Origin of the sequence: Agrobacterium sp. B1(2019) (assembly GCF_008274755.1) — a bacterium.
Lineage (GTDB): Bacteria > Pseudomonadota > Alphaproteobacteria > Rhizobiales > Rhizobiaceae > Agrobacterium > Agrobacterium salinitolerans.
Genome location: NZ_VTPB01000002.1, coordinates 174,877 through 197,299, shown reverse-complemented (window position 1 = coordinate 197,299; position 22,423 = coordinate 174,877). Strand labels below are relative to the sequence as shown.

25 protein-coding genes are annotated in these 22,423 nt (G+C 59.8%); 10 read left to right on the top strand and 15 right to left on the bottom strand.

Annotation, left to right across the window (positions count from 1 at the left end; all coding sequences use genetic code 11):
- The first annotated feature begins 8 nt into the window (after positions 1-8).
- The gene (locus AGR1_RS15780) at positions 9-1,133 is read left to right on the top strand and encodes a glycoside hydrolase family 88 protein (RefSeq protein WP_149147505.1); all 1,125 of its coding nucleotides are present in this window, start codon (positions 9-11) and stop codon (positions 1,131-1,133) included.
- 2 nt (positions 1,134-1,135) lie between these two features.
- Here AGR1_RS15780 and AGR1_RS15775 read toward each other — a convergent pair whose 3' ends face one another.
- Together AGR1_RS15775 and AGR1_RS15770 are read right to left on the bottom strand one after the other, a co-directional pair.
- Positions 1,136-2,398 carry an ATP-binding protein gene (locus AGR1_RS15775; RefSeq protein WP_149147504.1) on the bottom strand — a complete coding sequence of 421 codons (1,263 nt, stop codon included), beginning with the start codon at positions 2,396-2,398 and terminating at the stop codon, positions 1,136-1,138.
- Positions 2,395-3,126, bottom strand: a complete 732-nt coding sequence (locus AGR1_RS15770; protein ID WP_193600487.1) for a response regulator transcription factor — start codon at positions 3,124-3,126, stop codon at positions 2,395-2,397. The genes AGR1_RS15775 and AGR1_RS15770 overlap by 4 nt, the downstream gene beginning before the upstream one ends.
- 202 nt (positions 3,127-3,328) lie before the next feature.
- Here AGR1_RS15770 and AGR1_RS15765 point away from each other — a divergent pair, with 202 nt between their 5' ends.
- The 4 genes from AGR1_RS15765 (at position 3,329) to AGR1_RS15750 (ending at position 7,599) form a co-directional block, all read left to right on the top strand.
- Positions 3,329-3,967, top strand: coding sequence for a hypothetical protein (locus AGR1_RS15765; protein ID WP_077984202.1), 639 nt, complete (start codon positions 3,329-3,331; stop codon positions 3,965-3,967).
- A gap of 127 nt (positions 3,968-4,094) precedes the next feature.
- Positions 4,095-4,391, top strand: a complete 297-nt coding sequence (locus AGR1_RS15760; RefSeq protein ID WP_149147503.1) for a hypothetical protein — start codon at positions 4,095-4,097, stop codon at positions 4,389-4,391.
- A gap of 22 nt (positions 4,392-4,413) precedes the next feature.
- On the top strand, positions 4,414-5,637 hold the full coding sequence (locus AGR1_RS15755) for an efflux RND transporter periplasmic adaptor subunit (protein ID WP_077984201.1): 1,224 nt from the start codon (positions 4,414-4,416) through the stop codon (positions 5,635-5,637).
- 3 nt (positions 5,638-5,640) lie between these two features.
- Positions 5,641-7,599 carry a MacB family efflux pump subunit gene (locus AGR1_RS15750; RefSeq protein WP_149147502.1) on the top strand — a complete coding sequence of 653 codons (1,959 nt, stop codon included), beginning with the start codon at positions 5,641-5,643 and terminating at the stop codon, positions 7,597-7,599.
- Positions 7,600-7,612: 13 nt separating this feature from the next.
- Here AGR1_RS15750 and AGR1_RS15745 read toward each other — a convergent pair whose 3' ends face one another.
- Positions 7,613-7,849, bottom strand: a complete 237-nt coding sequence (locus AGR1_RS15745; protein ID WP_149147501.1) for an acyl carrier protein — start codon at positions 7,847-7,849, stop codon at positions 7,613-7,615.
- A gap of 305 nt (positions 7,850-8,154) precedes the next feature.
- On the opposite strand from AGR1_RS15745, the gene AGR1_RS15740 reads away from it, so the two are divergent.
- Complete coding sequence (locus tag AGR1_RS15740; protein WP_149147500.1) at positions 8,155-9,252, top strand: acyltransferase; 1,098 nt, start codon at positions 8,155-8,157, stop codon at positions 9,250-9,252.
- Positions 9,253-9,619: 367 nt separating this feature from the next.
- On the opposite strand, the gene AGR1_RS15735 is transcribed toward AGR1_RS15740, so the two are convergent.
- The 12 genes from AGR1_RS15735 to AGR1_RS15690 all read right to left on the bottom strand — a co-directional run bounded on the left by AGR1_RS15735 (position 9,620) and on the right by AGR1_RS15690 (position 17,978).
- Complete coding sequence (locus AGR1_RS15735) at positions 9,620-9,907, bottom strand: hypothetical protein (protein WP_149147499.1); 288 nt, start codon at positions 9,905-9,907, stop codon at positions 9,620-9,622.
- 546 nt (positions 9,908-10,453) lie between these two features.
- Complete coding sequence (locus AGR1_RS29610) at positions 10,454-10,591, bottom strand: hypothetical protein (RefSeq protein WP_162854307.1); 138 nt, start codon at positions 10,589-10,591, stop codon at positions 10,454-10,456.
- Between the two features lie 96 nt (positions 10,592-10,687).
- Positions 10,688-10,903: a hypothetical protein gene (locus AGR1_RS15730; protein ID WP_077984196.1), complete on the bottom strand. Its 216-nt coding sequence runs from the start codon at positions 10,901-10,903 to the stop codon at positions 10,688-10,690.
- A 38-nt stretch (positions 10,904-10,941) separates the two neighbouring features.
- Complete coding sequence (gene rpsU / locus AGR1_RS15725; RefSeq protein ID WP_077984195.1) at positions 10,942-11,178, bottom strand: 30S ribosomal protein S21; 237 nt, start codon at positions 11,176-11,178, stop codon at positions 10,942-10,944.
- Between the two features lie 27 nt (positions 11,179-11,205).
- Positions 11,206-11,496, bottom strand: a complete 291-nt coding sequence (locus AGR1_RS15720) for a cold-shock protein (protein ID WP_077984194.1) — start codon at positions 11,494-11,496, stop codon at positions 11,206-11,208.
- A gap of 109 nt (positions 11,497-11,605) precedes the next feature.
- Positions 11,606-11,815 carry a cold-shock protein gene (locus tag AGR1_RS15715; protein ID WP_003508146.1) on the bottom strand — a complete coding sequence of 70 codons (210 nt, stop codon included), beginning with the start codon at positions 11,813-11,815 and terminating at the stop codon, positions 11,606-11,608.
- A gap of 281 nt (positions 11,816-12,096) precedes the next feature.
- Entirely contained in the window at positions 12,097-12,267 is a 171-nt protein-coding gene (locus AGR1_RS29605; RefSeq protein WP_162854306.1) for a hypothetical protein, read from the bottom strand.
- 336 nt (positions 12,268-12,603) lie between these two features.
- The gene (locus tag AGR1_RS15710) at positions 12,604-13,839 is read right to left on the bottom strand and encodes a Gfo/Idh/MocA family oxidoreductase (protein WP_149147498.1); all 1,236 of its coding nucleotides are present in this window, start codon (positions 13,837-13,839) and stop codon (positions 12,604-12,606) included.
- Between the two features lie 19 nt (positions 13,840-13,858).
- Entirely contained in the window at positions 13,859-14,680 is an 822-nt protein-coding gene (locus AGR1_RS15705; RefSeq protein WP_149147497.1) for a sugar phosphate isomerase/epimerase family protein, read from the bottom strand.
- Positions 14,681-14,704: 24 nt separating this feature from the next.
- Positions 14,705-15,868: a dihydrodipicolinate synthase family protein gene (locus AGR1_RS15700; RefSeq protein ID WP_149147496.1), complete on the bottom strand. Its 1,164-nt coding sequence runs from the start codon at positions 15,866-15,868 to the stop codon at positions 14,705-14,707.
- A gap of 10 nt (positions 15,869-15,878) precedes the next feature.
- On the bottom strand, positions 15,879-17,021 hold the full coding sequence (locus AGR1_RS15695) for a Gfo/Idh/MocA family oxidoreductase (protein WP_187772199.1): 1,143 nt from the start codon (positions 17,019-17,021) through the stop codon (positions 15,879-15,881).
- Positions 17,022-17,267: 246 nt separating this feature from the next.
- Positions 17,268-17,978: a TetR/AcrR family transcriptional regulator gene (locus AGR1_RS15690; RefSeq protein WP_149147495.1), complete on the bottom strand. Its 711-nt coding sequence runs from the start codon at positions 17,976-17,978 to the stop codon at positions 17,268-17,270.
- A gap of 117 nt (positions 17,979-18,095) precedes the next feature.
- Between AGR1_RS15690 and AGR1_RS15685 the strand changes: the two genes are divergently transcribed.
- From AGR1_RS15685 to ugpC, 4 genes are all read left to right on the top strand, one after another.
- The gene (locus AGR1_RS15685; protein WP_149147494.1) at positions 18,096-19,385 is read left to right on the top strand and encodes an ABC transporter substrate-binding protein; all 1,290 of its coding nucleotides are present in this window, start codon (positions 18,096-18,098) and stop codon (positions 19,383-19,385) included.
- A gap of 6 nt (positions 19,386-19,391) precedes the next feature.
- Positions 19,392-20,345: a sugar ABC transporter permease gene (locus AGR1_RS15680; RefSeq protein ID WP_162520601.1), complete on the top strand. Its 954-nt coding sequence runs from the start codon at positions 19,392-19,394 to the stop codon at positions 20,343-20,345.
- Positions 20,338-21,213, top strand: a complete 876-nt coding sequence (locus tag AGR1_RS15675; RefSeq protein ID WP_149147493.1) for a carbohydrate ABC transporter permease — start codon at positions 20,338-20,340, stop codon at positions 21,211-21,213. Before AGR1_RS15680 ends, AGR1_RS15675 begins: the two co-directional genes overlap by 8 nt.
- Positions 21,214-21,290: 77 nt before the next feature.
- On the top strand, positions 21,291-22,367 hold the full coding sequence (gene ugpC / locus AGR1_RS15670) for a sn-glycerol-3-phosphate ABC transporter ATP-binding protein UgpC (protein WP_149147492.1): 1,077 nt from the start codon (positions 21,291-21,293) through the stop codon (positions 22,365-22,367).
- Positions 22,368-22,423: the final 56 nt, after the last annotated feature.

Here is a 22,423-nt window from a genome sequence, read left to right as displayed (position 1 = left end):
GAAAACAGATGAAAGCCACTGAATATTTTGATCAATTCTCCAGTCTTTATAAACATTACAAGGGCGGAAGCTGGTGTTATGAGGATGGATGCGTTTATCGCGGCCTGCAACAGCTGTTCGAGGCGACCGGGGAGGCGCGCTGGAACGATCATCTGCATCGTCTCGCCGATGCGCAGATAGCGCCAGACGGCACGCTCGCCGGTTACGATCCGCACGAATATAATATCGACCATATCCTTGCCGGCCGTATCCTCTTTCCCCTTGCGGCGGAAACGGGCGATCCGCGTTACCTCGCTGCGGCGGAACATCTGGCGGGGCAACTGCGCAGCCATCCACGCATCGCATCCGGAAATTACTGGCACAAGAAGCGTTATCCGCATCAGGTCTGGCTGGACGGGCTATATATGGGGCTTCCTTTCCAGATAGAATATGCGCAGGCGACGGGCCGGACGGAACTGATCGACGATGCGCTGCGGCAGTTTTCAGCAGCGCTCGCGGCGACGAAGGATAGCGGCGGGCTGTATGTCCATGGTTATGACGAGAGCCGCAGCCAGCGCTGGGCCGATCCTCAAAGCGGAAAATCTCCCGCTATATGGGCACGCGCGGTGGGCTGGCTCGCCATGGCGCTGGTAGACGCGCTGGCCACCCTGCCGGATGACGATGCGACGGTGGCGCTTCGCAACAAGACGCAGTCGCTTCTGGCCGGTATCATCGCCCGGCAGACCGAGACCGGCCTTTGGATGCAGGTTCTCGACAATCCGGACCTTGCGGACAATTATCAGGAAACATCCGCCTCGGCCATGTTCGCCTATGCCTTGCTGCGCGCGGCGCGGCTTAAGCTCGTGCAGAGCGAAGAGGCGAATGCCGCCCTTTCGGCGGGTCGCCGCGCGCTTGAGGCACTTCTTGAAACGCGGCTGAAAGCCGATGAAGAAGGCGTGACGCGCCTCACGGGCATCGTGCACGTCGCGGGCCTTGGCGGCTTCGAGGGCAATTATCGCGATGGAACGCCGGAATATTATCTGACCGAGCCGGTGGTGTCTGATGATGCCAAGGGCGTCGGGCCGTTGATGATGGCCTATGCTGAAAACCTGCTTCTGGCCAAACGGCAGGCGCAGGCTGTTTCAGCGGCGTGACGTCACGCCGCCCTTGCGAAGGTCACGGTCTGGATAAGGCCCTGTTTCTTGTGGTTGGCAATGGTGATCGTGCCGCCGAAGCGCTCGATGATTTCCCTGGCGATGGCAAGACCAAGACCCACGCCGGGGATTGATTTGCGCCGCGCGAGGTCCACCCGGAAGAAGGGTTCGAAAACCCGCCCGATCAGTTCCTGCGGAATGCCGGGGCCTTCATCCCTGATGGTCACGACGATTTCGCTCTCGTCTCCGATCAGATCGATATGAGCCTTCTTGCCATGGGTGACTGCGTTCAGGATGAGGTTGCGCAGGGCTCTCTTGAGCGCCAGCGGGGCCGCCTTGATGGTCATGGCGGCTTCCGGCTCGATGAAGACAAGCGAGCCCGCATGACCGAGACCGGAAACATCGCTAACGATTTCGCTGAGAAGCCTGCCGATGTCGATCGTCTGGATGCTGTCCTGGCGGACCTCTTCCCGTACCAGCAGGATGGCGCTGTCGGCGATGGCGTCCAGTTCCTCGAGATCCGCCAGCCATTTGGCCCGTTCCTCGCCGTTTTCGATGAATTCCGCCCTGAGCCGCATGCGGGTCATCGGGGTTCTGAGATCGTGGCCGGCGGCGGCGACGAGGCGCATGCGGCTTTCCATCGCCGCCTTCAGGCGGGTGGCGAGTTCGTTCAGCGCCCGCGCCGTGGCGCGGATTTCGCCCGGTCCGATTTCCGGCAGGTGCGGCAGCGAACCGTCAGGCCCGATGCTGGCGGCCGCATTTTCCAGCATGTCGAGCGGGCGGGTGATCTTGCTGGCGGCAAAGATCGAAACGGCGGCACTGCCGAGAATGATCAGCCCGATCCACATGCCGAAAATCTTCCAGCCGCCCGGCGGCGGACCCATATGCGGAATTTCCGCAACCAGCCAGCCGCCTTTTTCCAGCGTTATAGCCGCCACGGGGGCAGGATTTCCCGGTGAGCGGATGACCATCGCGGTGCGCGGCTCTCCGACGCGGGCCAGCGCCTTTTCCAGAAATTCCGAAAGCATGCCGTCGAGATCGCCTTGCGGCGGCTTCTGTTCTATCTGGAAATAGCCGGGCTGCTGCAGGGAAGGATCACGTTCGGCCATGGTCACGGCAAAGGCGAGGCTGCGGGCCAGCGGCTCGATAGTGGCGTCGGGCGGCGGCGGCTGCAACGTCCGGTCCGCCACAAAAGTCGCAAGTGCGATGACGGCGATGATGGAGACGATCATCAGCGCCGTGATGCGGTTTTTAAGCGAGCTCATCGCTGCACCGGTAGGGTTCTGACCTGAACCGTCATCTGGTAACCGCCATTGCGCACGGTCTTGAAGATCGGCGTCTGGGTGTCGGCGTCCAGCTTCTTGCGCAAGCGGCTCATCAGCACGTCGATGGAACGGTCGAACGGGCCGCGATCCTTGCCCTGCGTGAGATCAAGAAGCTGATCGCGGGAAAGCAGCCGACCGGGCCTGTCGAGAAAGACTTTCAGCAGATCGAATTCCGCTCCCGTCAAATCTATCTTTTCACCGCTGGCGCGGATGACGGAGCGCTGCTCGGGATCGGCGGTAAAATCCGCAAAACCATAGGCGGCGGATGAGGGGCGGGGAGCCTCCTGCGGTGTCGCGCGGCGCAGCACGGCCTTGATGCGCGCGGTCAGTTCGCGCGGATTGAAGGGTTTGCCGAGATAGTCGTCTGCGCCGATTTCCAGCCCGACGATCCGGTCGACATCTTCCTTCAGCGCAGTCAGGAGAATGACCGGCGTGCGCGGCCGGCGGCCCTGCAGATCGCGGCAGATATCGAGGCCGGAGCCATCGGGCAGCATCACGTCGAGCACGATGAGATCGGGATCGGAGCTGGCGATCTTTTCCTCGAACTCACGCCTGTCGGCGGCCATCGACACGCGAAACCCCTGCGAGCCGAGATATTTCGCGAGCAATGTGCGTATTTCCGGATCGTCATCGACGATCAATATATGTGTCACCGAAACTGTCGTCATATCGTCCAACCTTTTGATGCCACTATACATAAGCGCTGAAAAGAAACGGCGTATTTTTGCAACGAAAGCTTTCCGGGGCCGTTCTGGCAACATTCGGTTACAAATAGGCGGTTTGCGGAAGCAGCCTGGAAACATTCGGACCAAAGCCGGAAACGCGATGCTCCTATCATCCTTTCATGTTGGAAAACGGAAGGAAGGTAAGATGAGACACTCGCTACTGGCCGCCGCCATCGCGACAGCAACTATGGGCGTTTCCGCCGCCGCGCAGGCAGCAGAAGAGAATGCGCCCGCACCCCAGGCGACCGAACAGGCTGCGCCGCCGCCCGCCAATCTCGATCTCGGCCCGGACATCGGCCCGGATCGGGGTCCGGATGAAAGGCCGCTGCCGCCGCATATGCGCAGAATGCCCGGCCCGGATGTTCTGGGGCTGGCGACGAAGCTTTCGGCGGCCGAAATCTATCTCGGCGTCACGCCGGAACAGCTCGGTCCATGGCGCGCCTATACCACGGCGTTGATCGATCTCGTTTCCCCCGGTCCGGAGCGCAATCCGCCGCCGCCGGTGGCGGGTGAAGGCAAGGCCAAGCCCGAGCCGCGTCTTGCGGGAGAGGAACTGGCAGGCATCATCGCGCAGAAGGCGGAAAAGGCCAAAGCCCTGCAGGACGCCGTTGCGGCGCTGAAACCGAAGCTTTCGCCGCAGCAGGTGCTGAAGCTTGCCGAACTCGAGCGCGCGCTGATGCCGCCTCCGCCTCCCGGCCCGCGTCATGGCCCCGCAGAGCGCGGCGGCTTTGCTCCCCCGCATGGCGATATGAGGCCGCCGGTTCCCGAGGCGGAACGGGGCTGAGGCAACCTTTCGAAGTTTCCTCCTTTAATCTGCCCCCCAGTAAAGGAGGAAATCAGCCGGCAACGGCTGGAGCCGGGGGATCGCACGCCTGCGATCCCCCGCGTGATTTTCAAGCAGGAACATGATGATGAGATATTTCTATCTGGTGCTGGCAACGGCTTTTGGTTTGAGCTTTGCCTGGTCGGTGGCCGTGGCAAAGGACAAGCCCGTGCAACAGCCGGCGGCCAAGTCCCGGCAGGATGAACAGCGGCGCCAGCCCGCCTGTGCGAAGGATCTGCGCGGAAAGACGGACTCCAGACGTCTTCGCAGCACCTGCCGCAAGGCCGCGGTGCGAAACTCGGCCTCTGCCTATGAATGGATCGAAGCGGAGAGGGGTTTCATCCTCGTGAAACACGAGATGACGCCGGTTTCTTCCTTCGAGTGAACCGGCTGGACAGGACATCAATATGAAAACGGCACGCAAGGCAGGCGCATTGCTGGCGGTTGTCGCTCTCGCTGTGGGCGGCTACTGGCTGTCCTCGCAATATACGCGGGCGGCCACACCCGGCTATATCACCGCGCCGGTGACGCGCGGCGATATCGAGCGGACGGTGCTGGCGACGGGAACGCTGAAACCCGTTCGCCTTGTCGCCGTCGGCGCGCAGGCCTCCGGCCGCATCACCGCCGTCAAGGTGGCGCTCGGCGATACGGTCAAGGCGGGCGATCTGATCGCCGAAATCGATTCCGTTACCCAGACGAACAGTCTGCGCACGGCGCAGGCGGCCCTGGCGAACGTGAAGGCGCAGCGGGTTGAGAAGCAGGCGACGCTTCTTCTCAACCGCCAGAGCCTTGCCCGTCAGCAGGAGATGGTGTCGAAGAACGCGGCCTCCCGCGCCGATTTCGAAAGCGCCACCGCAGCCCTTGCCGTCACCGAGGCGCAGATCGAAGCCATCGACGCCCAGATCGAGGAAGCGCAGGTCGCGGTGGAAACGGCCGAGGCCAATCTTGGCTATACCAAGATCACAGCGCCCATCGAAGGCACGGTTCTGTTGATCGTCAGCCAGGAAGGGCAGACCGTCAACGCCACGCAATCCGCGCCAACCATCGTCATTCTGGGCCAGCTCGACCGGATGACGGTGCGCACGGAAATTTCCGAGGCGGATGTAACGCGGGTCAAACCGGACCTGCCGGTCTATTTCACGGTGCTCGGCGAGCCGCAGCAGCGGTATGACGCAACGCTCGCCTCGATAGAGCCGGCGCCGGAATCGGTGCGCAGCGATTCCAGCTTCAGTTCCTCGACCTCTTCATCCTCCAGCTCATCCTCTTCCAGCACGTCGTCATCCGAGGCTATCTATTATAATGGCGTGTTCGAAGTGCCGAACCCGGAAGGCAAGCTGCGTACCTATATGACGGCGGAGGTCCATATCGTTCTCGGCGAAGCGAGGGACGTGCTGACCGTCCCCTCGGCGGCCCTTGGCAGCATGAACAGCGACGGCAGCTATGCGGTGCGTGTGGCCGGTGCCGATGGCAGGGTTTCCGAGCGCAAGGTCGAGATCGGGCTGAACAACAAGGTCACTGCGGAAGTGCGTTCCGGCCTTGCCGAAAACGAGCGCGTGGTGACCGGCGAGCGTTCCACCGACACCGCCACAAACGCCATGCCGGGGCCGGGCGGCCCGCCGATGGGGCTTTGAACCATGGCTGAACCTTTGATTTCGCTTAAATCCGTGCGGCGGGATTATCCCTCCGGCGAAGGCACGATCAGCGTGCTGAAGAACATCGACCTCACCATCGAGGCCGGTGAGATGGTGGCGATCGTCGGCGCGTCCGGGTCGGGCAAGTCGACGATGATGAATATTCTCGGCTGCCTCGACCGCCCGACATCGGGTAGCTACAGCATCAGGGGCCGGGAAACGGGTAATCTCGATGCCGACGCGCTTTCGGCGCTCAGGCGTGAAAATCTCGGCTTCATCTTCCAGCGCTACCATCTGCTGGCCGAACTGACGGCGCTGGGCAATGTCGAAATTCCGGCAATCTATGCCGGCAAGACGCAGGGCGACCGCAGGCAAAATGCCGCAAGGCTGCTTGGCCGCCTCGGCATGGCGGAACGCCTCGATCACCGTCCCGGCCAGCTTTCCGGCGGCCAGCAGCAGCGCGTTTCCATCGCCCGCGCCCTGATGAACGGTGCAGAGATCATTCTTGCCGACGAACCGACCGGCGCGCTCGACAGCGCCAGCGGCGACGAGGTGTTGCGCATCCTCGGCAAGCTGCATGCCGAAGGCCGCACCGTCATCATCGTCACCCATGATATGTCGATTGCCAGACGCGCCGGGCGGATCATCGAAATCAGCGACGGAACGATCATTTCCGACCGCAGGACGGATGCAACGCTCGTACCGCAGGTCGATGCCGAACCCGCTGCCGTTTCCGTCGGGTCTTCGGGTCTTGCGGGTCTCGTTTCGTCTCTGCGCGAGGCGTTGCGCATGGCGCTTCTGTCGATGCGGGCGCACAAGCTGCGCACCTTTCTCACCATGCTCGGCATCATCATCGGCATCGCCTCGGTCATCAGCGTCGTGGCGCTGGGGCAGGGGTCGCAGCAGCGGGTGTTGCAGAACATATCGAGCCTCGGCACCAACACGCTGGAAATCTTCGCCGGCAAGGATTTCGGCGACATAAGGTCGGGCAAGATCACCACGCTCGTCGTTTCCGATGCCGACGCGCTTGCCAAGCAATCCTATGTCGCGGCGGTGACGCCGACGGTCTCGACCTCCAGCACGGTGCGTTTCGGCGCGAAGGAGGCGAATGCGCTGGTGAACGGCGTCAGCGAACGCTATTTCGTCGCCAAGGGCACCAAGCTGTCGCAGGGCCGCTTTTTCGATGGCGGAAGCGTCGCGCAGAAGGCGCAGGACGTGGTGATCGACGAAAATACCCGCAAATCGCTGTTTGCGGATTTCGACGGCAGCCCTGTCGGCCAGGTCATTCTCATCGGCAAGGTGCCGGCCCGCATCGTCGGCGTCACGCAGGCGCAGCAGGGTGGTTTCGGCTCAAGCCAGAACCTGTCGCTTTACCTGCCCTATACCGCCGTCCAGTCGCGCTTTCTCGGCAACCTGTCGCTGCGCAGCATCACGGTGCAGGTGGCTGACGATGTCGATGCCTCAATCGCCGAGCAGGCGGTGACGACACTTCTGACCCAGCGGCACGGCACACGGGATTTCTACATTCTCAATACCGACGATATCCGCCAGACCATCACCAGCACCACGCAGACGCTGACTCTTCTGATTGCGGCGATTGCGGTGATTTCGCTGCTGGTCGGCGGCATCGGGGTGATGAACATCATGCTCGTTTCGGTGTCTGAACGCGTTTCGGAAATCGGCGTGCGCATGGCGGTGGGCGCGCGCCGCACCGATATTCTGCGGCAGTTCCTCATCGAGGCGGTGCTGGTCTGCATCATCGGCGGTACGCTGGGCGTGCTCGGCAGCCTCGGCTTCGGCGCGCTTTTCTCCGCCTTCAGCAGCAATTTCGCAATGGTCTATTCCACGGCGTCGATCATCGCCGCCTTCGTCTGCTCGACGCTGATCGGTGTTGTCTTCGGTTATCTGCCGGCGCGCAATGCGTCGAAGCTCGATCCCGTCGCAGCTTTGTCTGCGGGGTAAATCCCCCCGTCGGTCACGCCTTGTTTTTTTCGATGAAACGGATGGCGTCGCCGACGGTCAGGATCGTGCTTGCGGCGGAATCTGGGATTTCCACCCCGAACTCCTCCTCGATTTCCATGACGATCTGAACCGTCTCCAGAGAATCCGCGCCGAGATCGTCAGCAAAATTGGCATTGTCCACCACATTGGCTGGGTCTGCGCCAAGCTGGTCCACGATGATTTTTCTGATACGTTCTGCAATGGTGGACATGGTGAGACTCCGCGAAAGTTGCCTGTCGCCGAACCATCTGAATTTGCGCCGAAGATATCCAAGCGAAATCAAACTGAAGTTTCGAAAGGACAGGCCGGAGAGTCAAAGGCTCGGAAGATCGATGACATCCGGACGTAGCACGCCTTTCGCAGCCGCGAAAGAGTGTCGATCACCCGTTAGTATTCCATAATAATATGGGACGTTCGCCACGTTAAACAGTTTGTGACTGGCGGCGGTGAACCGCAACGCGGTAAAGCTCGTTGCCTGTGAACCTCAAATCCGTCAGCCACACCGAGCCTCATGCCATGGTCCAGTCGCCCCCGGAACGCTTCATCTTGCTCGACGGCATAAGGGGCGTGGCCGCTCTTTTCATCGTCCACCGCCATGCCGAAAATCTCTTCGGGAAAAGCACGGCTTCGAGTTATCTCGCCGTGGATCTGTTCTTTGCGCTCAGCGGTTTCGTGCTCGCGCACGCCTATAGCCGGAGGCTGGCCGAAGGGGCGATTACGCCAGGCTTTTTCATGAAGGCGCGCTTCGCACGTCTCTACCCGCTTTATGTGCTGGCGCTGGCGCTGATGGCGGCCTATTTCATCTGTCTCTACGTGCTGGGCCTGCCGACGCCGATCGACGATCTGCACCGTCTCATCGATCCGGGCGAGCTTGCTTTCGCCTTGGTAACAGGGCTGCTCTTTCTGCCGGCGCCCTTTACGCTCACGCTGAACGGTGCGCTGTTTCTCGTCAGCCCGGCATGGTCGCTTTTCAATGAGTTGGTGGTGAATGCGTTTTACGCCCGCTTCGGTGTCCGGGCCACGCCGAAACAAACCGCCGCGGTGCTCACGGTCAGCGCCCTTGTGTTGATGATGGCTGCCGCCGAGTTTGGCCGTTTGCATGCCGGTTTTCGCTGGCATGAAATGTATGCCGGCATGGGGCGAGTGTTCTTCTCGTTTTTTGCTGGCGTGCTTATTTACCGTTTCCGCAATCGCGTGCCGCAGTTGAAACCCTTTCAGGCGGTGCTTTGCCTTCTGCTGGTCTGCTTCATTCTGGCCGTGCCGATGTCGCGCGAGCTTCGGCCGTTCTTCGATCTTGCGGTTGTCCTTGTCGTCTGGCCGCTCCTGCTGTTTATCGCCAGCAAGACGGTTCCGGGGCGCGGGGTGTCAATGGTGTCGGTGTTTCTCGGCACGGCGTCCTATGCGGTCTATGTGCTGCATATTCCGCTTCTGGCCTGGACGGAGCTTCTTATCCCCGCGGTGCACCGGGAAAACCTCGCTTTGTCGGCCGGCCTTGTTTTTCTCATCGGCACGACATGCCTGTCATGGTTGCTGACGGTCTATTACGATCAGCCCGTTCAGAAATGGCTGAAGAACCGGTTGAGAAAGCGGAGCGAAATCCGCCAGCCGGTATGACCCTGCCTCGCGGCCGAAAACCTCAATAATGGGCGAAAATCGGGGCTGTCAGCACAAAAGCTGCGACGAGGCTGATGATCGTCAGTTTCGCCGCTCGCATGCGGCGCATTTTGCGGCCGCTCCAGTCATACGTCATACTCACCTCCACGCAGACGCAAAACTTACCGGTATGGGAAACAACCGAAACCTGGCGCAGACCTGTCATGGCCCCGCAACGCACCGGATGCACATTCGATACCCAAACTCCCGGACGCGCCTGATCGCGCGCGGGATGCTCAATTTCAGTGTTGCCTGATATACGACTTTTGCCAAGCCGTTATTTTCATCGGTGATTTTGAAGGCCGCCACGAATAGGGTGGTAAGCCCATCACTGGTAAAGAGGCGGCAGGCCCTGAATGGCGTAACGCGGCAGCGGTTTCCACGGTTTGACGCGCTCATGTTTGTGAACGCCGAACAGGAACAGCATTTCCTTCGAAATATCGGCAGGGTCGGTCAAGCCATCCTGAAAGAGCTGGATCACCTTGCGGGCGGCATTGTTGTAGAGAATGACTTCGTCATCCATGGTGCGGCTATCGTAACCGAGACCTTCCAGGACTGACTGAAGCATTTTCAGGTCCTGCGATGTGATGATGCAATTTTCGTGTGCGGAAGACATGAGGTCGTCCTTTCCTGCGGGAGTTAGAAAAAAACCGGAGCGTCGCGCTGCCGTCCAGAGATGGCGCTGGGACGCTTCAACGTTTCGAAATGCGGACGCGTCAGATAAACCGTTTTCGGCGCGTGCTGTCATCCATGTCGCGTGAATTGCGGATCGTTACCGCCGGCAACAGGCGGGACAGGGCTGAGGGCGCAACAGACCAGACGGTGGCAACGCCGCTTAGTTAACTATCACGGAGCCTGCGCCGTTTAAGGGGAATAGGCAAGTTAATTCCGCTAAACACGGTGAGAGATATAGCCGCTGCCGCAGGCAACAAAAAAGGCCGGGGCAATATTGCACCGACCTTCCTCATATCGCTCTCAACACCAGTGCCAGTACATCCGTGGTCAAAAGTCTAGAAGCGACTGGAGCAACTGCGAACGTCGATTTCATTCGCGCTCACCAGCAGTTGCTATGGAAGACATTTAGTTTGGCAATGTGGCTAAATCAAGACCTGCATTCATGGCGATGCATTTATTCGTTCTGATTTCCCAGCCACAGGGGGCGTCATGTCTTCTTGCCATCCCCGGTGGTTGCATTGGCAAACTTGACCTGCGAGCCTGGCGGGGCTGCTGCAGGTGTTTTCGTCTTGTCTTTTTTAGGTTTGCGGATTTCCTTGTTGCTGCGCAATTGACCCTTGGCCATGGTGTCCTCCTCCTGCTGAATTCATGAGGTCTCGAGCGGGTATTAATCATCCCCTCAAGACCCGTTTGACGGGGCGGTTCTGGAAATCCCGTCCGGCTATTTCTTGCCGGATCGTTTCTTTGCGGATGCGGGCGCGTCAGCGATAAATGACGCTTCCTGTGCCTCACGAAGCTGGCGAAGGCGCTCTGTTTTGCGGGCGCGCTGGTCGGCCTCGGTATTTATGATCTGTTTTGCGGCGTTATCCGTCAGTGATGCTTTGTCCTGTGCGGATAGTTTGCCGGGCTTGAAGAAAGCTTCTTTAGTCGCGGCCATGTCATTCTCCTTGACGTAAGAGAGCAGTATCAAAGGGCTTAGCGGGTGCGGGCGGCCTTCTTTGGGCCCGGCAGCAAGCCTTCGCGTTGCATCTTCTTCTTTTCCATCTTGCGATGGCGGCGTACGGCTTCGGCCTGTTCGCGGACACGCTTTTCCGAGGGCTTCTCATAGGATTCCCGCGCGCGCATTTCGCGGAAGATGCCTTCGCGCTGCATTCTCTTTTTCAGAACACGAAGGGCTTGGTCTACATTGTTGTCGCGGACGAGTACTTGCAAGAAATTCTCCTTCAGCAGCCCATGCTGCTACTTTCTGACTTTAATGGAACTCAGGTTCACCCAGCTGGATCCCGCTTCGCGCACCGAAGTGTTTTCGCTGACGCGTGGCGTCGGCGTGGTGGACGCTGACAAATCTATTTCGTCGATCGCAATACTGCGTTCGAAATTTTCATGCTGGAAGCGCACCCTGAGACGAACGACGCCCTGTCCCTCCGGCATCACGGACATCACGCGCGCAGGACCCTTGGGCTGGTTGTTGCCGATGACGCCGGGCTTCAGAAAAACCGTGTCGCCGCACTTGTAGGAATTTTTACGCATAGGACCTCCATGGCCCAAAAACAAAAGGCCGGGCTTTGACCCGACCTCTCACAGTCATCCTAACCTGCAGCCAGTACATCCGTGGTCTGCGAGTTGGAGATGACGAATATCAAGCTGCCTGAAGGTTATCAGCCGAGCTCTTGCCGGACCGACGGTCCTGGACGATCTCGTAGCTGATCTTCTGGCCATCGTTCAGCGAACGCATGCCGGCGCGCTCAACTGCGGAGATGTGAACGAAAACGTCCGTGCCGCCATTGTCAGGCTGAATGAAGCCGAAGCCCTTGGTGGCGTTGAACCACTTTACAGTACCAGTGTTCATAACGATTTCCTTTCGTAGAATCGTTGTGGTTCCCGCGATACCTTGCGGGATAAGATCGATTATTTGAGAGGAAATCCGACGGGGAACAGTCTGTTCCAGAACGACGTCACAAGCAATGGTCGATGAAGAAAATATAGGCGCAATTTTTGATTTTGCAATGGGCCCTGAAGGAAAAAGCGCCGGCGAGCAACGCTTGATCCGCTAAGTATCTGTTTTACGGCGTTATTTCCCGATGGGCCAATGTTAAGCCCGGTCTGGCGCTGCCTTTGGTCTCACGCGCATCAACCTCCGCCGGGAGACACGTCTTTCGCATCGTCATCCGGCAGACTGCCTGCGCCCGGCGTCTTGTCGCAGTCAGTGAGGGAAGGTTTGGCGTGCGGGCCGGCCGGGGGGATGTCGTTCGGGCTGGAAGGCCCTTTGTCGACAGTTTTCGGCTTCGTTTTCTTCGTCATGTCGCGTCCTCCTTTTAGCAGGAAAACGCCAGGGAAAAGGCGCGGGTTCCGTTTCCACACCGCGCGGGCGCGCTTTTCCGCCGTCAGCGGCGGGAACGCGGCTTTTTCTCTTCTCGGTTCATATCTCGTCCGACCCATTTGAAGAACACAACGAGGCTGGCGCCGATGATGATGAGCGGAACGAAGGATTCAAAACTGGACATGACTCACTCTTTCTTCCCCCGGCGGCCATTTTACCGGCCTGAAAGAAGAGCGTAATCTGCGGAATATCGTCGGTTCTTTTTTGGCGATTGCCGTCTGCGGCCCAGCTGCCGATGAGGTCGCAGACGACAGCGGTTAAACGGGCAACGATTTCACCGTTGCCGTCCCGCCTTCACGGGCGCTTTTCAGCGCCGCCACGCCGGTCAGAACGGACATGGCGCCGGCGCGCGACCCCGCCCGCTGCCGCAGCCGGTCGTTGGAGCCAGGCTTGAAGATCATGTCGCGCATGCGGTTGTCGCCGCCATAGTGGCCGCCCGGCTCATGCGGCACCCAGATACGTTCCACGCCGCCGCCAAAACTTTTCACCAGCAGGATTTCATCGGCCGGCGGTTCTGTCCAGGGCTGCTTTTCATACTGGCGCATCTCGATGCGCCCCTTATGACCGTTGAAGGCGATATGGTGGCCCTCGATCGGCATATAGGTATTGAGTGAATAGGAAACCTGCACGCCGCTGGCATAACGGATCGAGGCGCTCATGGTGTCGGGAATGTCGATTTCCTCGCGGAAGACGCAGGCATCGCGCACATAACCGTCCACCGTCGAAGGATCTTCATATAGCGCATCTAGAAAAGGATCGGCGCCCAGATCCATGAAGTAATCGCACTCGCTTTTGTGCGGACAGGTGCGACAGCGCGTTCCCCGGAACGGACCGTTCTTGCCATAATGCAGCAATTGTCCGAACCCCTTCACTTCCATGGGATCGGAATCGAGATACCAGTTCAGGAGATCGAAATGGTGGGTGGCCTTGTGCACGAACAGGCTGCCGGAATGTTCGGTGAAGGCATGCCAGCGGCGGAAGTAATCCGCGCCGTGGTGATTATCGAGATACCAGTGGAAATCGACCGAGGTAACCGTGCCGATGGCGCCGTCATCGATCAGTTCCTTTATGCGAGCGGCCGTGGGCGAAAAACGATAGTTGAAGGACACATCGACACGTCGGCCGCTTTTGGCTTCGGCTGCGCGAATGCGGTCGATCTTTTCCGGGGTGGTGGTCATGGGCTTTTCGCTGATGACATCGGCCCCGCCTTCCAGCGCGCGGATGATGATGTCGTCATGGGTGTCGTCCGGTGTGCAGACGATCACCAGTTCCGGGCGTTGCTCCAGCATCATCCGGTCGAAGTCGTCGTAAAGCGGCGCGTTCGATCCCATCATTGCGCGGGCGCGCTCGGCGCGCATCAGGTTCAGGTCGCAAATGCCGACCAGCTCGACATAGTCGCTCCAGCCGGCCAGCAATTCGCGGCCCCACATGGTGGTGCCGCGATTGCCGGTGCCGACCAGCGCGTAACGTTTGCGTTTCACCTTTTCAGGCATTGTCTCTCTCCCGGATATCTCAACAAACAGTCTTGAAGCGCTCAACCACGGTGGCGAGGACCTCATCCATCGGGCGTGCCTGCCAGCGATGCGAGAAAATCTCAACTTCTTGGGGGCCGTGGAAGCCGGCGGCCTCGATCATGGCGCGAAAGGCCTTGAGGTCAATCACGCCGTCGCCCATCATGCCGCGATCATTGAGCGGATCGGTGGTCGGCACCAGCCAGTCGCAGATATGGTGGGCGAAAATTTGCCCGTTCCTGCCCGCACGCGCCACTTGCTCCTCCAGTTCCGGGTCCCACCAGACATGGTAGACGTCGATGGCCACACCGGTGCCGGCGCCCAGCCGGTCGCAAAGATCGAGCGACTGTTTCAGCGTGTTGAAGCAGGCGCGGTCGGCGGCATAAAAAGGGTGGAGCGGTTCGATGGCCAGCGGCACGCCGGCGGCGCGGGCATAGGGCAGAAGTTCGGCCATGCCGTCCTCCACCATCTGCCGCGCACCCTTTAAATCACGCGAGCCGGCGGGCAGCCCGCCCACGACAAGCACGAGGCAGTCAGCTTTCATGGCGGCGGCCTCATCGACGGCGCGTTTATTGTCCTCAATGACGAGCCGACGGCCTTCCTCGGTAGGAGCAGGGAAAAAGCCGCCACGGCAATGGCCGCTGAGGCGCAGCCCATTCTGCTCAACGATGCGTGCGGCTTCAGTAAGACCGACGCCGTGTACCTGTTCGCGCCAAGGCGAAATGGCGGTGATGCCATGGGCGAGGCAAGCATCGACGATTGCGCCAAAATCTCCGCCCTGACGCACGGTGGCGAAATTGATGGAAAGGCCTTCAAGGCTCATCTCGGTATCTCCCCTCGTTTTGCTTCACCCGATGCCGCGGACGGCCAGAAACGCCTTCATGCGGTGCGTGGCCAGATCAGGCTCGGTCAGCACATTGGCCTTGTCCGCCAGTCGGAAAAGCTCGGCGAAATGCTGCGTGGAGCGGGTGCTTTCCTGCCCGCCGATCATCGTGAAATGATCCTGCAACCCGTTGAGATAGGCGAGGAACACCACACCGGTTTTGTAGAAGCGGGTGGGAGCCTTGAAGATGTGGCGCGAGAGCGCCACCGTCGGCTCCAGAATATCGAAGAATTCATTGTCCGCCCCGTGCTTCAGGCAGGCCAGCGCTTTCGAAGCCGCCGGCGCTATGGCGTCGAAAATACCGAGCAGGGCGTCCGAATGGCCGTTCTCATCACCGGCGATCAGTTCGGCGTAGTTGAAATCGTCGCCGGTATACATGCGCACGCCTGCCGGCAGACGGCGGCGCATGACGATTTCCTTTTCCTTGGAGAGAAGCGAAATCTTGATGCCGTCGATCCTGTCAGCATTCTCCTCGATCATGGCAAGGCATGTTTCCATCGCCGCCATATGGTCATTGGCACCCCAATAGCCCTCAAGCGCGGGGTCGAACATGTTGCCCAGCCAGTGGATCACCACTTTCTGCTCGGCGCGGGAGAGAACCCGCGCATAGGCCTTGAGATAATCATCCGGCGAGCGGGCGGTCGCGGCCAGCGCGCGGCTCGCCATCAAGATCACACGTCCACCTTCTCCCTGAACAAAATCAAGCTGTTCGAGATAAGAGTCGATAATCTGGTTCAGGTCGTAACCGCCGCCATTCAGATGGTCGGTGCCGACGCCGCAGGCAATCAGAGCATCCTTGCGGCTGGCCGCTTCCTTCAGCGAACGGGAGATCAGTTCCTGCGCCTGCGGCCATGCGAGCCCCATGCCGCGCTGCGCCGTATCCATGGCCTCGGCGACACCGAGGCCAAGGTCCCACAGGCGGTGACGGAAGCGCAAGGTCGCGTCCCAGTCGATGGCGGGTGTCAGCCATGGGTCGTTCTCGGCAAGCGGATCGGCCACCACATGGGCGGCGGCGAAAGCGATGCGGTTGAAATCCGCAGCGCTTCGTTTTTCAACCGCGACAGGCGTGCCTGATAGCCGGTAGAGCTCGATGCTGCGGTCGTCCTTCGGAAGCTTCAGTTCACTCACGTCAGCCTCCTCACGAGATGGCGGGAACGTCGAGCCAGCGGCGTTCCTTCCACGATCTCAGACCCAGTTCGGCAAGCTGCACGCCCTTCACGCCTTCCATCAGCCCATAGGGCCACGGCTCGTTGTCGACGAGGTGGCGCACGAACATTTCCCACTGCGCCTTGAAGCCGTTATCGTAGACGACATTGTCTGGCACTTCCTGCCAGGTCTTGTAGAAATCGATGGTCTGCGGCTGGTCGGGGTTCCACACCGGCTTAGGCGTATTGGTGCGGTGCTGGGTAAAGCATTTGGTCAGGCCCGCCACCGCCGAGCCATGGGTGCCATCGACCTGGAAGGTCACGAGGTCGTCGCGACGCACCCGCACCGCCCATGAGGAGTTGATATGGGCAATGGCGCCGCCTTCAAGTTCGAAAGTGGCATAGGCCGCGTCATCCGCATCCGCTTTATAGGCTTTGCCCTGCTCGTCAAAACGTTCCGGAATATGGGTCGCGCCGAGGCAGCTTACCGATTTGACCGGGCCGAACAGATTGTCGAGCACATAACGCCAGTGGCAAAGCATATCGAGAATGATGCCGCCGCCATCCTTCAGGCGGTAATTCCAGGAGGGACGCTGCGCCGGTTGCCAGTCGCCTTCAAAAACCCAGTAACCGAACTCGCCGCGCACGGAGAGAATCTTGCCGAAAAAGCCGCTATCGCGCAGCATGGCGAGCTTGCGCAGGCCGGGCAGGAACAGCTTGTCCTGCACGACGCCGTGCTTGATGCCCGCACTTTCGGCGAGCCGGGCAATCGCCAGCGCCTCTTCCATCGTGTCGGAAATCGGCTTTTCGCAATAAACGTTCTTGCCGGCCTTGATGGCTTTTTCCAAAAGGCTGCCTCGCATCTGCGTCGTGCCAGCATCGAAGAACAGCGTGTCATCAAGGTTTGCAAGCGCCGCATCGATATCGGTGGTCCAGCGGGCGACATTATGTTTTTTCGCGATTTCCTCGATCTTCGCGCCGTTTCGCCCGACCAGAATGGGGTCGAGCATGACCCTTTCACCGCTCTTCAACAGCACGCCGCCCTGATCGCGAATGGCGAGAACGGAGCGCACGAGATGCTGGTTGTAACCCATGCGGCCGGTGATGCCGTGCATGATGACGCCGATACGTTTCATGAATTTCCTCCCAAGGCGGCCTTTTCCCGAAAGCCGCTTCCGTCAAACATGGCAATTTGTAACCATTTGGTTATTTGTGTTCGTGAAAGATGCGATCTGTCAAGGTGTTTTTGACAGGAAAAATTCATGAGGTGAGGATCGCTGAACTTACGGGTCTCCACCGCGTCGCAAAAAGAAAACGGCGCGCTTCGCGGATGCGAATGGCGCGTCGTCGCTGTTGTTAAAGAGAAAATCGGTTCGGCCGGTTCAGGCCGGCCGCACTGCAGCAAGCAGGGTATCGACGATATGCTGGCCCCAGCGTTCCAGTTCGGCAGGGTCGGTCAGGTCGCGCTGGAAGATGGTCGACAGCGTGAACCGGTTCGAAAGATAAAAGGCGCCGAGCGAAGCAATGGTCAGATAGACGTCGATCGGATCTAGACCGTCACGGAATTCGCCGGCGTCGCTGCCCCGCCGCAGCACGTCTTCCAGCTCTGAAATGAAATTCGAGTGCATCGCCGTAATCGTCGGGGATTGCCTGAGATAGCGGGCTTTATTGAGGTTTTCCGTGGCGAGGATGCTCAGGAATTCGGGGTGGTCGAGGAAGTAGTGCCAGGTAAAAAGCGCAAGTTCCCGCAGGCCCTCCGACGGGGCCTTTCGGGCCAGGTCAAGCCGTCTCTCGGTGTGGCGGATATGGCGGTAAGCGTCTTCGAGAACGGCGAGATAAAGCGCATCCTTGTCGCCGAAATAATGGTAGATCATCCGCTTGTTGGTGCCGGCGCGCCGGGCGACGACATCTATCCGAGCCCCCGCCAGCCCCTTAGCGGCCACCTCACGGCGGGCGGCTTCAAGAATGGCGGCGCGCGTCCTTTCCGGGTTTCGCACCTGTGCCGTCGCGCGTTTGCGCTTGGGCGACGGCGTGTTCTCCATGGCGGCATCGGGGGCCGGATCGGACGGCTGGTTTGTTGTCGTTTTTTCCATTTCAGCACCCGCTTGACAATGTTTGCGATCAGTGATCCCATGTAACCAATTAGTTATAAAACGGCAAGCGTCGTTTACGTTCATCATCAATTGGCAGTCAATAGGGAGGAGTTGCCAATGCCCGTGATGCTTCACAGGAGAGGTGTGCTTTCAGCGGGGCTCGGCGCCCTGTCGCTTGCAGCACTGGGAGGTGGTTCAGCGCAGGCCCAGGCCGCGCGCCTTCGCATGTTGTGGTGGGGTTCGCAGGAGCGCGCCGACCGCACCAACAAGGCGATAGCAGCCTATAAGCAGGTCAAGCCGGATCTCGACATTGCCGGTGAATTCGCAGGCTGGAGCGACTACTGGCCGCGCCTTGCCACGCAGGTGGCGGGCCGCAATGCGCCTGACCTGATCCAGATGGATTATCGCTACATCTTCGAATATGGCCGGCGCGGCGCACTTGCTCCGCTGGATGACTATATCGGCAAGGGCCTGAAGATCGAGGATTTCGGCAAGATGAACATCGATTCCGGCCGGGTCGATGGCAAGCTTTATGGCATCAATCTCGGCGTCAATTCCAGCGCCGTCTTCTTTGATGAGGCGGCCTGGGAAAAATCCGGCGCGACGCCGCCGTCGATCGGCCAGACCTGGGAGGAGTTTGCCGAAAACGCCGCCAAGCTCAGCAAGAACAAGCCGAAGGCCGGTTATTACGCAACGGCCGACGCCAGCGGCGTGGAGCCAAGCTTTGAAAACTGGCTGCGCCAGAACGGCAAATCGCTCTACACGCAGGATGGCGGGATCGGCTTCGATCCGACCGATGCCACCAAGTGGTTCACCCTGTGGGCTGATCTGCGCAAAAGCGGCGCCTGTGTGCCAGCCGACGTGCAGGCGCTCGACCAGCTCAACATTGAAACCAACCCGCTGACGACGGGCAAGGCGGCAACTGCATTTGCCCATTCCAACCAGTTCGTCGGGTATCAGAAGCTGAACAAGTCCAAACTTGCCATAAGCTCCTATCCGAAGAGCACGAAGGATGGCCCTTCTGGCCATTATCTGAAACCCTCCATGCTCATCAGCGTCGCCAATGGCAGTGCCGGGATAGAGCAGGCGATTGGGTTCATCAACTTCCTCGTGGCTGACCCGCAGGGCGTCGACATTCTCGGCGTCGAGCGTGGCGTTCCGGCGTCGGAATCCATGCGCAGCCAGTTGAGCAGCAAGCTCGACGAGGTCAGCAAGACGATGGTGGACTATATTGCCGAGATTACCCCCGGCGTCGGCGATCTGCCGCCGGCGCCGCCTCCGGGCGCGGGCGAGTTCGCCTTCGTTTTGAAACGCACGGCAGAAGAAGTTGGCTTCGGCAAGATCACGCCGGAAGAGGGCGGTGACCGCCTCGTCAAGGAATCCGAAACCGTTATCAAACGGAAGTGATGGTTTATGGCCTTTCGATCTGAAACTCTTGTGGAGGAGAGCCGTGGCGCGGCTCTCCCGAAACGGGGCGGCCTGAAGCGGGTTTTCGACCGCAACATTCACGCCTACCTGTTTCTGCTGCCCTGGCTGATCGGCTTTTTTGGCCTCACGCTTGGCCCGGCGCTGGCGTCGCTTTATCTGTCCTTCACCAATTACGATCTGTTGCAGTCGCCGGATTGGGTGGGTGCGGCGAACTATGTGCGCATCGCCACCGATGACCCGAAATTTGCAGCAGCCATGCAGGTGACGTTTACCTATGTGCTGCTGTCGGTGCCGCTGAAGCTCATCTTCGCGCTGCTGGTGGCGCTCGCCTTCAATCGCGGCATAAAGGCGCTAACGCTCTACCGCGCGATCTTCTATCTGCCGTCGCTGCTGGGTTCCAGCGTCGCGATCGCCGTTCTCTGGCGCCAGCTTTTCGCGTCCGATGGCCTCGTCAACATGCTGCTCTGGCAGGCTTTCGGTTATGAAGGCCCAAGCTGGATTTCCAATCCTGATTATTCGATCTACACGCTGGTTATCCTGTCCGTCTGGCAGTTCGGGTCGCCGATGATCATCTTCCTTGCGGGTCTGAGACAAATCCCGCAGGACATGTATGAGGCCGCCGATATCGACGGCGCGAGCAAGGTGCGGCAGTTCTTCCGCATTACCCTGCCGCTTTTGACGCCGGTGATCTTCTTCAACGCCGTCATCCAGACGATCGACGCCTTCAAGGCCTTCACGCCCGCCTTCATCATTTCCGAAGGCTCCGGCGGGCCGATCAACTCGACGCTGTTCTACACGCTCTACCTCTATCAGGAAGCCTTCGGTTTCTTCCGTATGGGTTATGCCTCGGCGCTGGCCTGGATTTTGGTGATCATCATCTCGCTGTTCACGGCCTTCTCGTTCCTCAGCGCAAAATACTGGGTGCATTACGATGACTGACGCTGTTACCGCCCCCCGGCCGGGACAAGGCCCGCAACGCTCGCCGCTGAAATCGGTGATGCTCCACACGGCGTTGATCATCGCGTCCTTCGCGATGCTCTATCCGATCCTGTGGATGATATCGGGCTCTTTCCGGCCGCAGGATGAGCTGTTCGGCTCTTCCGCGCTCATTCCCTCGGCAGTCGATTTTGGCGGTTATATCCGTGGCTGGACGGGGCTGCAGGTGAGTTTCGGGCAGTTCTTCTGGAACTCCTTCTTCATCTCGGTGCTCGCTACCATAGGGAATGTGGTCGGCTGCTCGCTCACCGCCTTTGCTTTTGCAAGGCTTCGGTTCGGCGGGCGCAATTTCTGGTTTGCGCTGATGCTCGGCACGCTCATGCTGCCCTATCACGTCGTGCTCATCCCGCAATATATCCTGTTTCTGGAAATGGGCTGGGTGAACACGTCGCTGCCGCTGATCGTGCCGAAATACCTCGCGACGGATGCCTTCTTCATCTTCCTGATGGTGCAGTTCTTCCGCGGCATCCCGCGTGAACTGGACGAGGCGGCGGTCATGGATGGCTGCTCGCCCTTCCGCATCTACTGGAAGATTATGCTGCCCCTGTCGCTGCCGGTTCTGGCGACGGCCGCGATCTTTTCCTTCATCTGGACATGGGACGATTTCTTCGGTCCGCTGATCTATCTGAACGACATCAACACCTACACCGTGCAGCTCGGTCTCAGATCCTTCGTGGATTCCACCGGCAGCTCGGACTGGACCTCGCTTTTCGCCATGTCCAACCTGTCATTGGTGCCGGTCTTCCTGTTCTTCCTGTTTTTTCAGCGGCTGCTGATCGAAGGTATCGCGACGACGGGAATGAAACGCTGAACCGAGAAAACATTTTATAAGACCATCAACACTGTCGCGGCTGCCCTTTGCGCGGCGCGACAGTCGGGAGAAACAGCATGGCAAGCAGCATTACTCTGGAAAAAATCGTCAAGCGGTTCGGCGCTTTTCCGGTCATCCACGGCATCGATCTTAAGATCGAACCGGGCGAATTCACAGTTTTCGTCGGCCCCTCGGGCTGCGGAAAGTCCACGCTTTTACGCATGATCGCCGGACTGGAAGAAATCTCCGAGGGCGATCTTCGCATCGATGGCGAAAGGGTCAACGAAACCGCCGCCTCCAAGCGCGGCATCGCCATGGTCTTCCAGTCCTATGCGCTTTATCCGCATATGAGCGTCTACAAGAACCTCGCTTTCGGTCTTGAAACGGCAGGCTACAAGAAACCGGAAGTCCAGGCGCGGGTGCAGAAGGCCGCCGACATCCTGCAGATCGGGCCCCTGTTGCAGCGCAAGCCGAAGGCGCTTTCGGGCGGTCAGCGCCAGCGTGTCGCCATCGGCCGCGCCATTGTGCGCGAGCCGAAGATATTCCTCTTCGATGAGCCGCTTTCCAACCTCGATGCGGAACTGCGCGTGCAGATGCGCGTCGAAATCGCCAAGCTGCACCAGACGCTCGGCAGCACCATGATCTATGTGACGCATGACCAGGTGGAAGCCATGACCATGGCCGACAAGATCGTCGTGCTGCGCGAAGGCCGCATCATGCAGGTCGGCCGCCCGCTCGATCTTTACAACAACCCGGCAAACCAGTTCGTCGCCGGTTTCATCGGTTCGCCGAAGATGAATTTCCTCTCTGCCAAGGTGGCTTCTGGCGACAGTTCCAACCGCACCATAGAGGTGGCCGGTCAGCGCATCGTGCTTGAAAAACCGGTCGCCGCGCAACAGGGCGAACCGCTCACCTTCGGCGTGCGCCCGGAACATGTGAACCCGCAGGCGCAGTCCGCCTCGCTCGGTGAGGCTTCCATCCAGCTCGTCGAACATCTCGGCGGCTCGACGGTGGTCTACACCGCGACCCCCGACGGCCAGCCCGCCACCGTGCTGCTGGACGGCCAGCGCCATATCCGCATCGGCGAGACCATTCCCTTTGCGTTTGATTTGGCGAAGACGCATCTGTTCGGGGCGGATGGGCGGCGGATATAGGGTGCAGAACCGGATGCGGGAGGAGCAAATCCTTCCGCTATCCCCGCGCCTGTCAC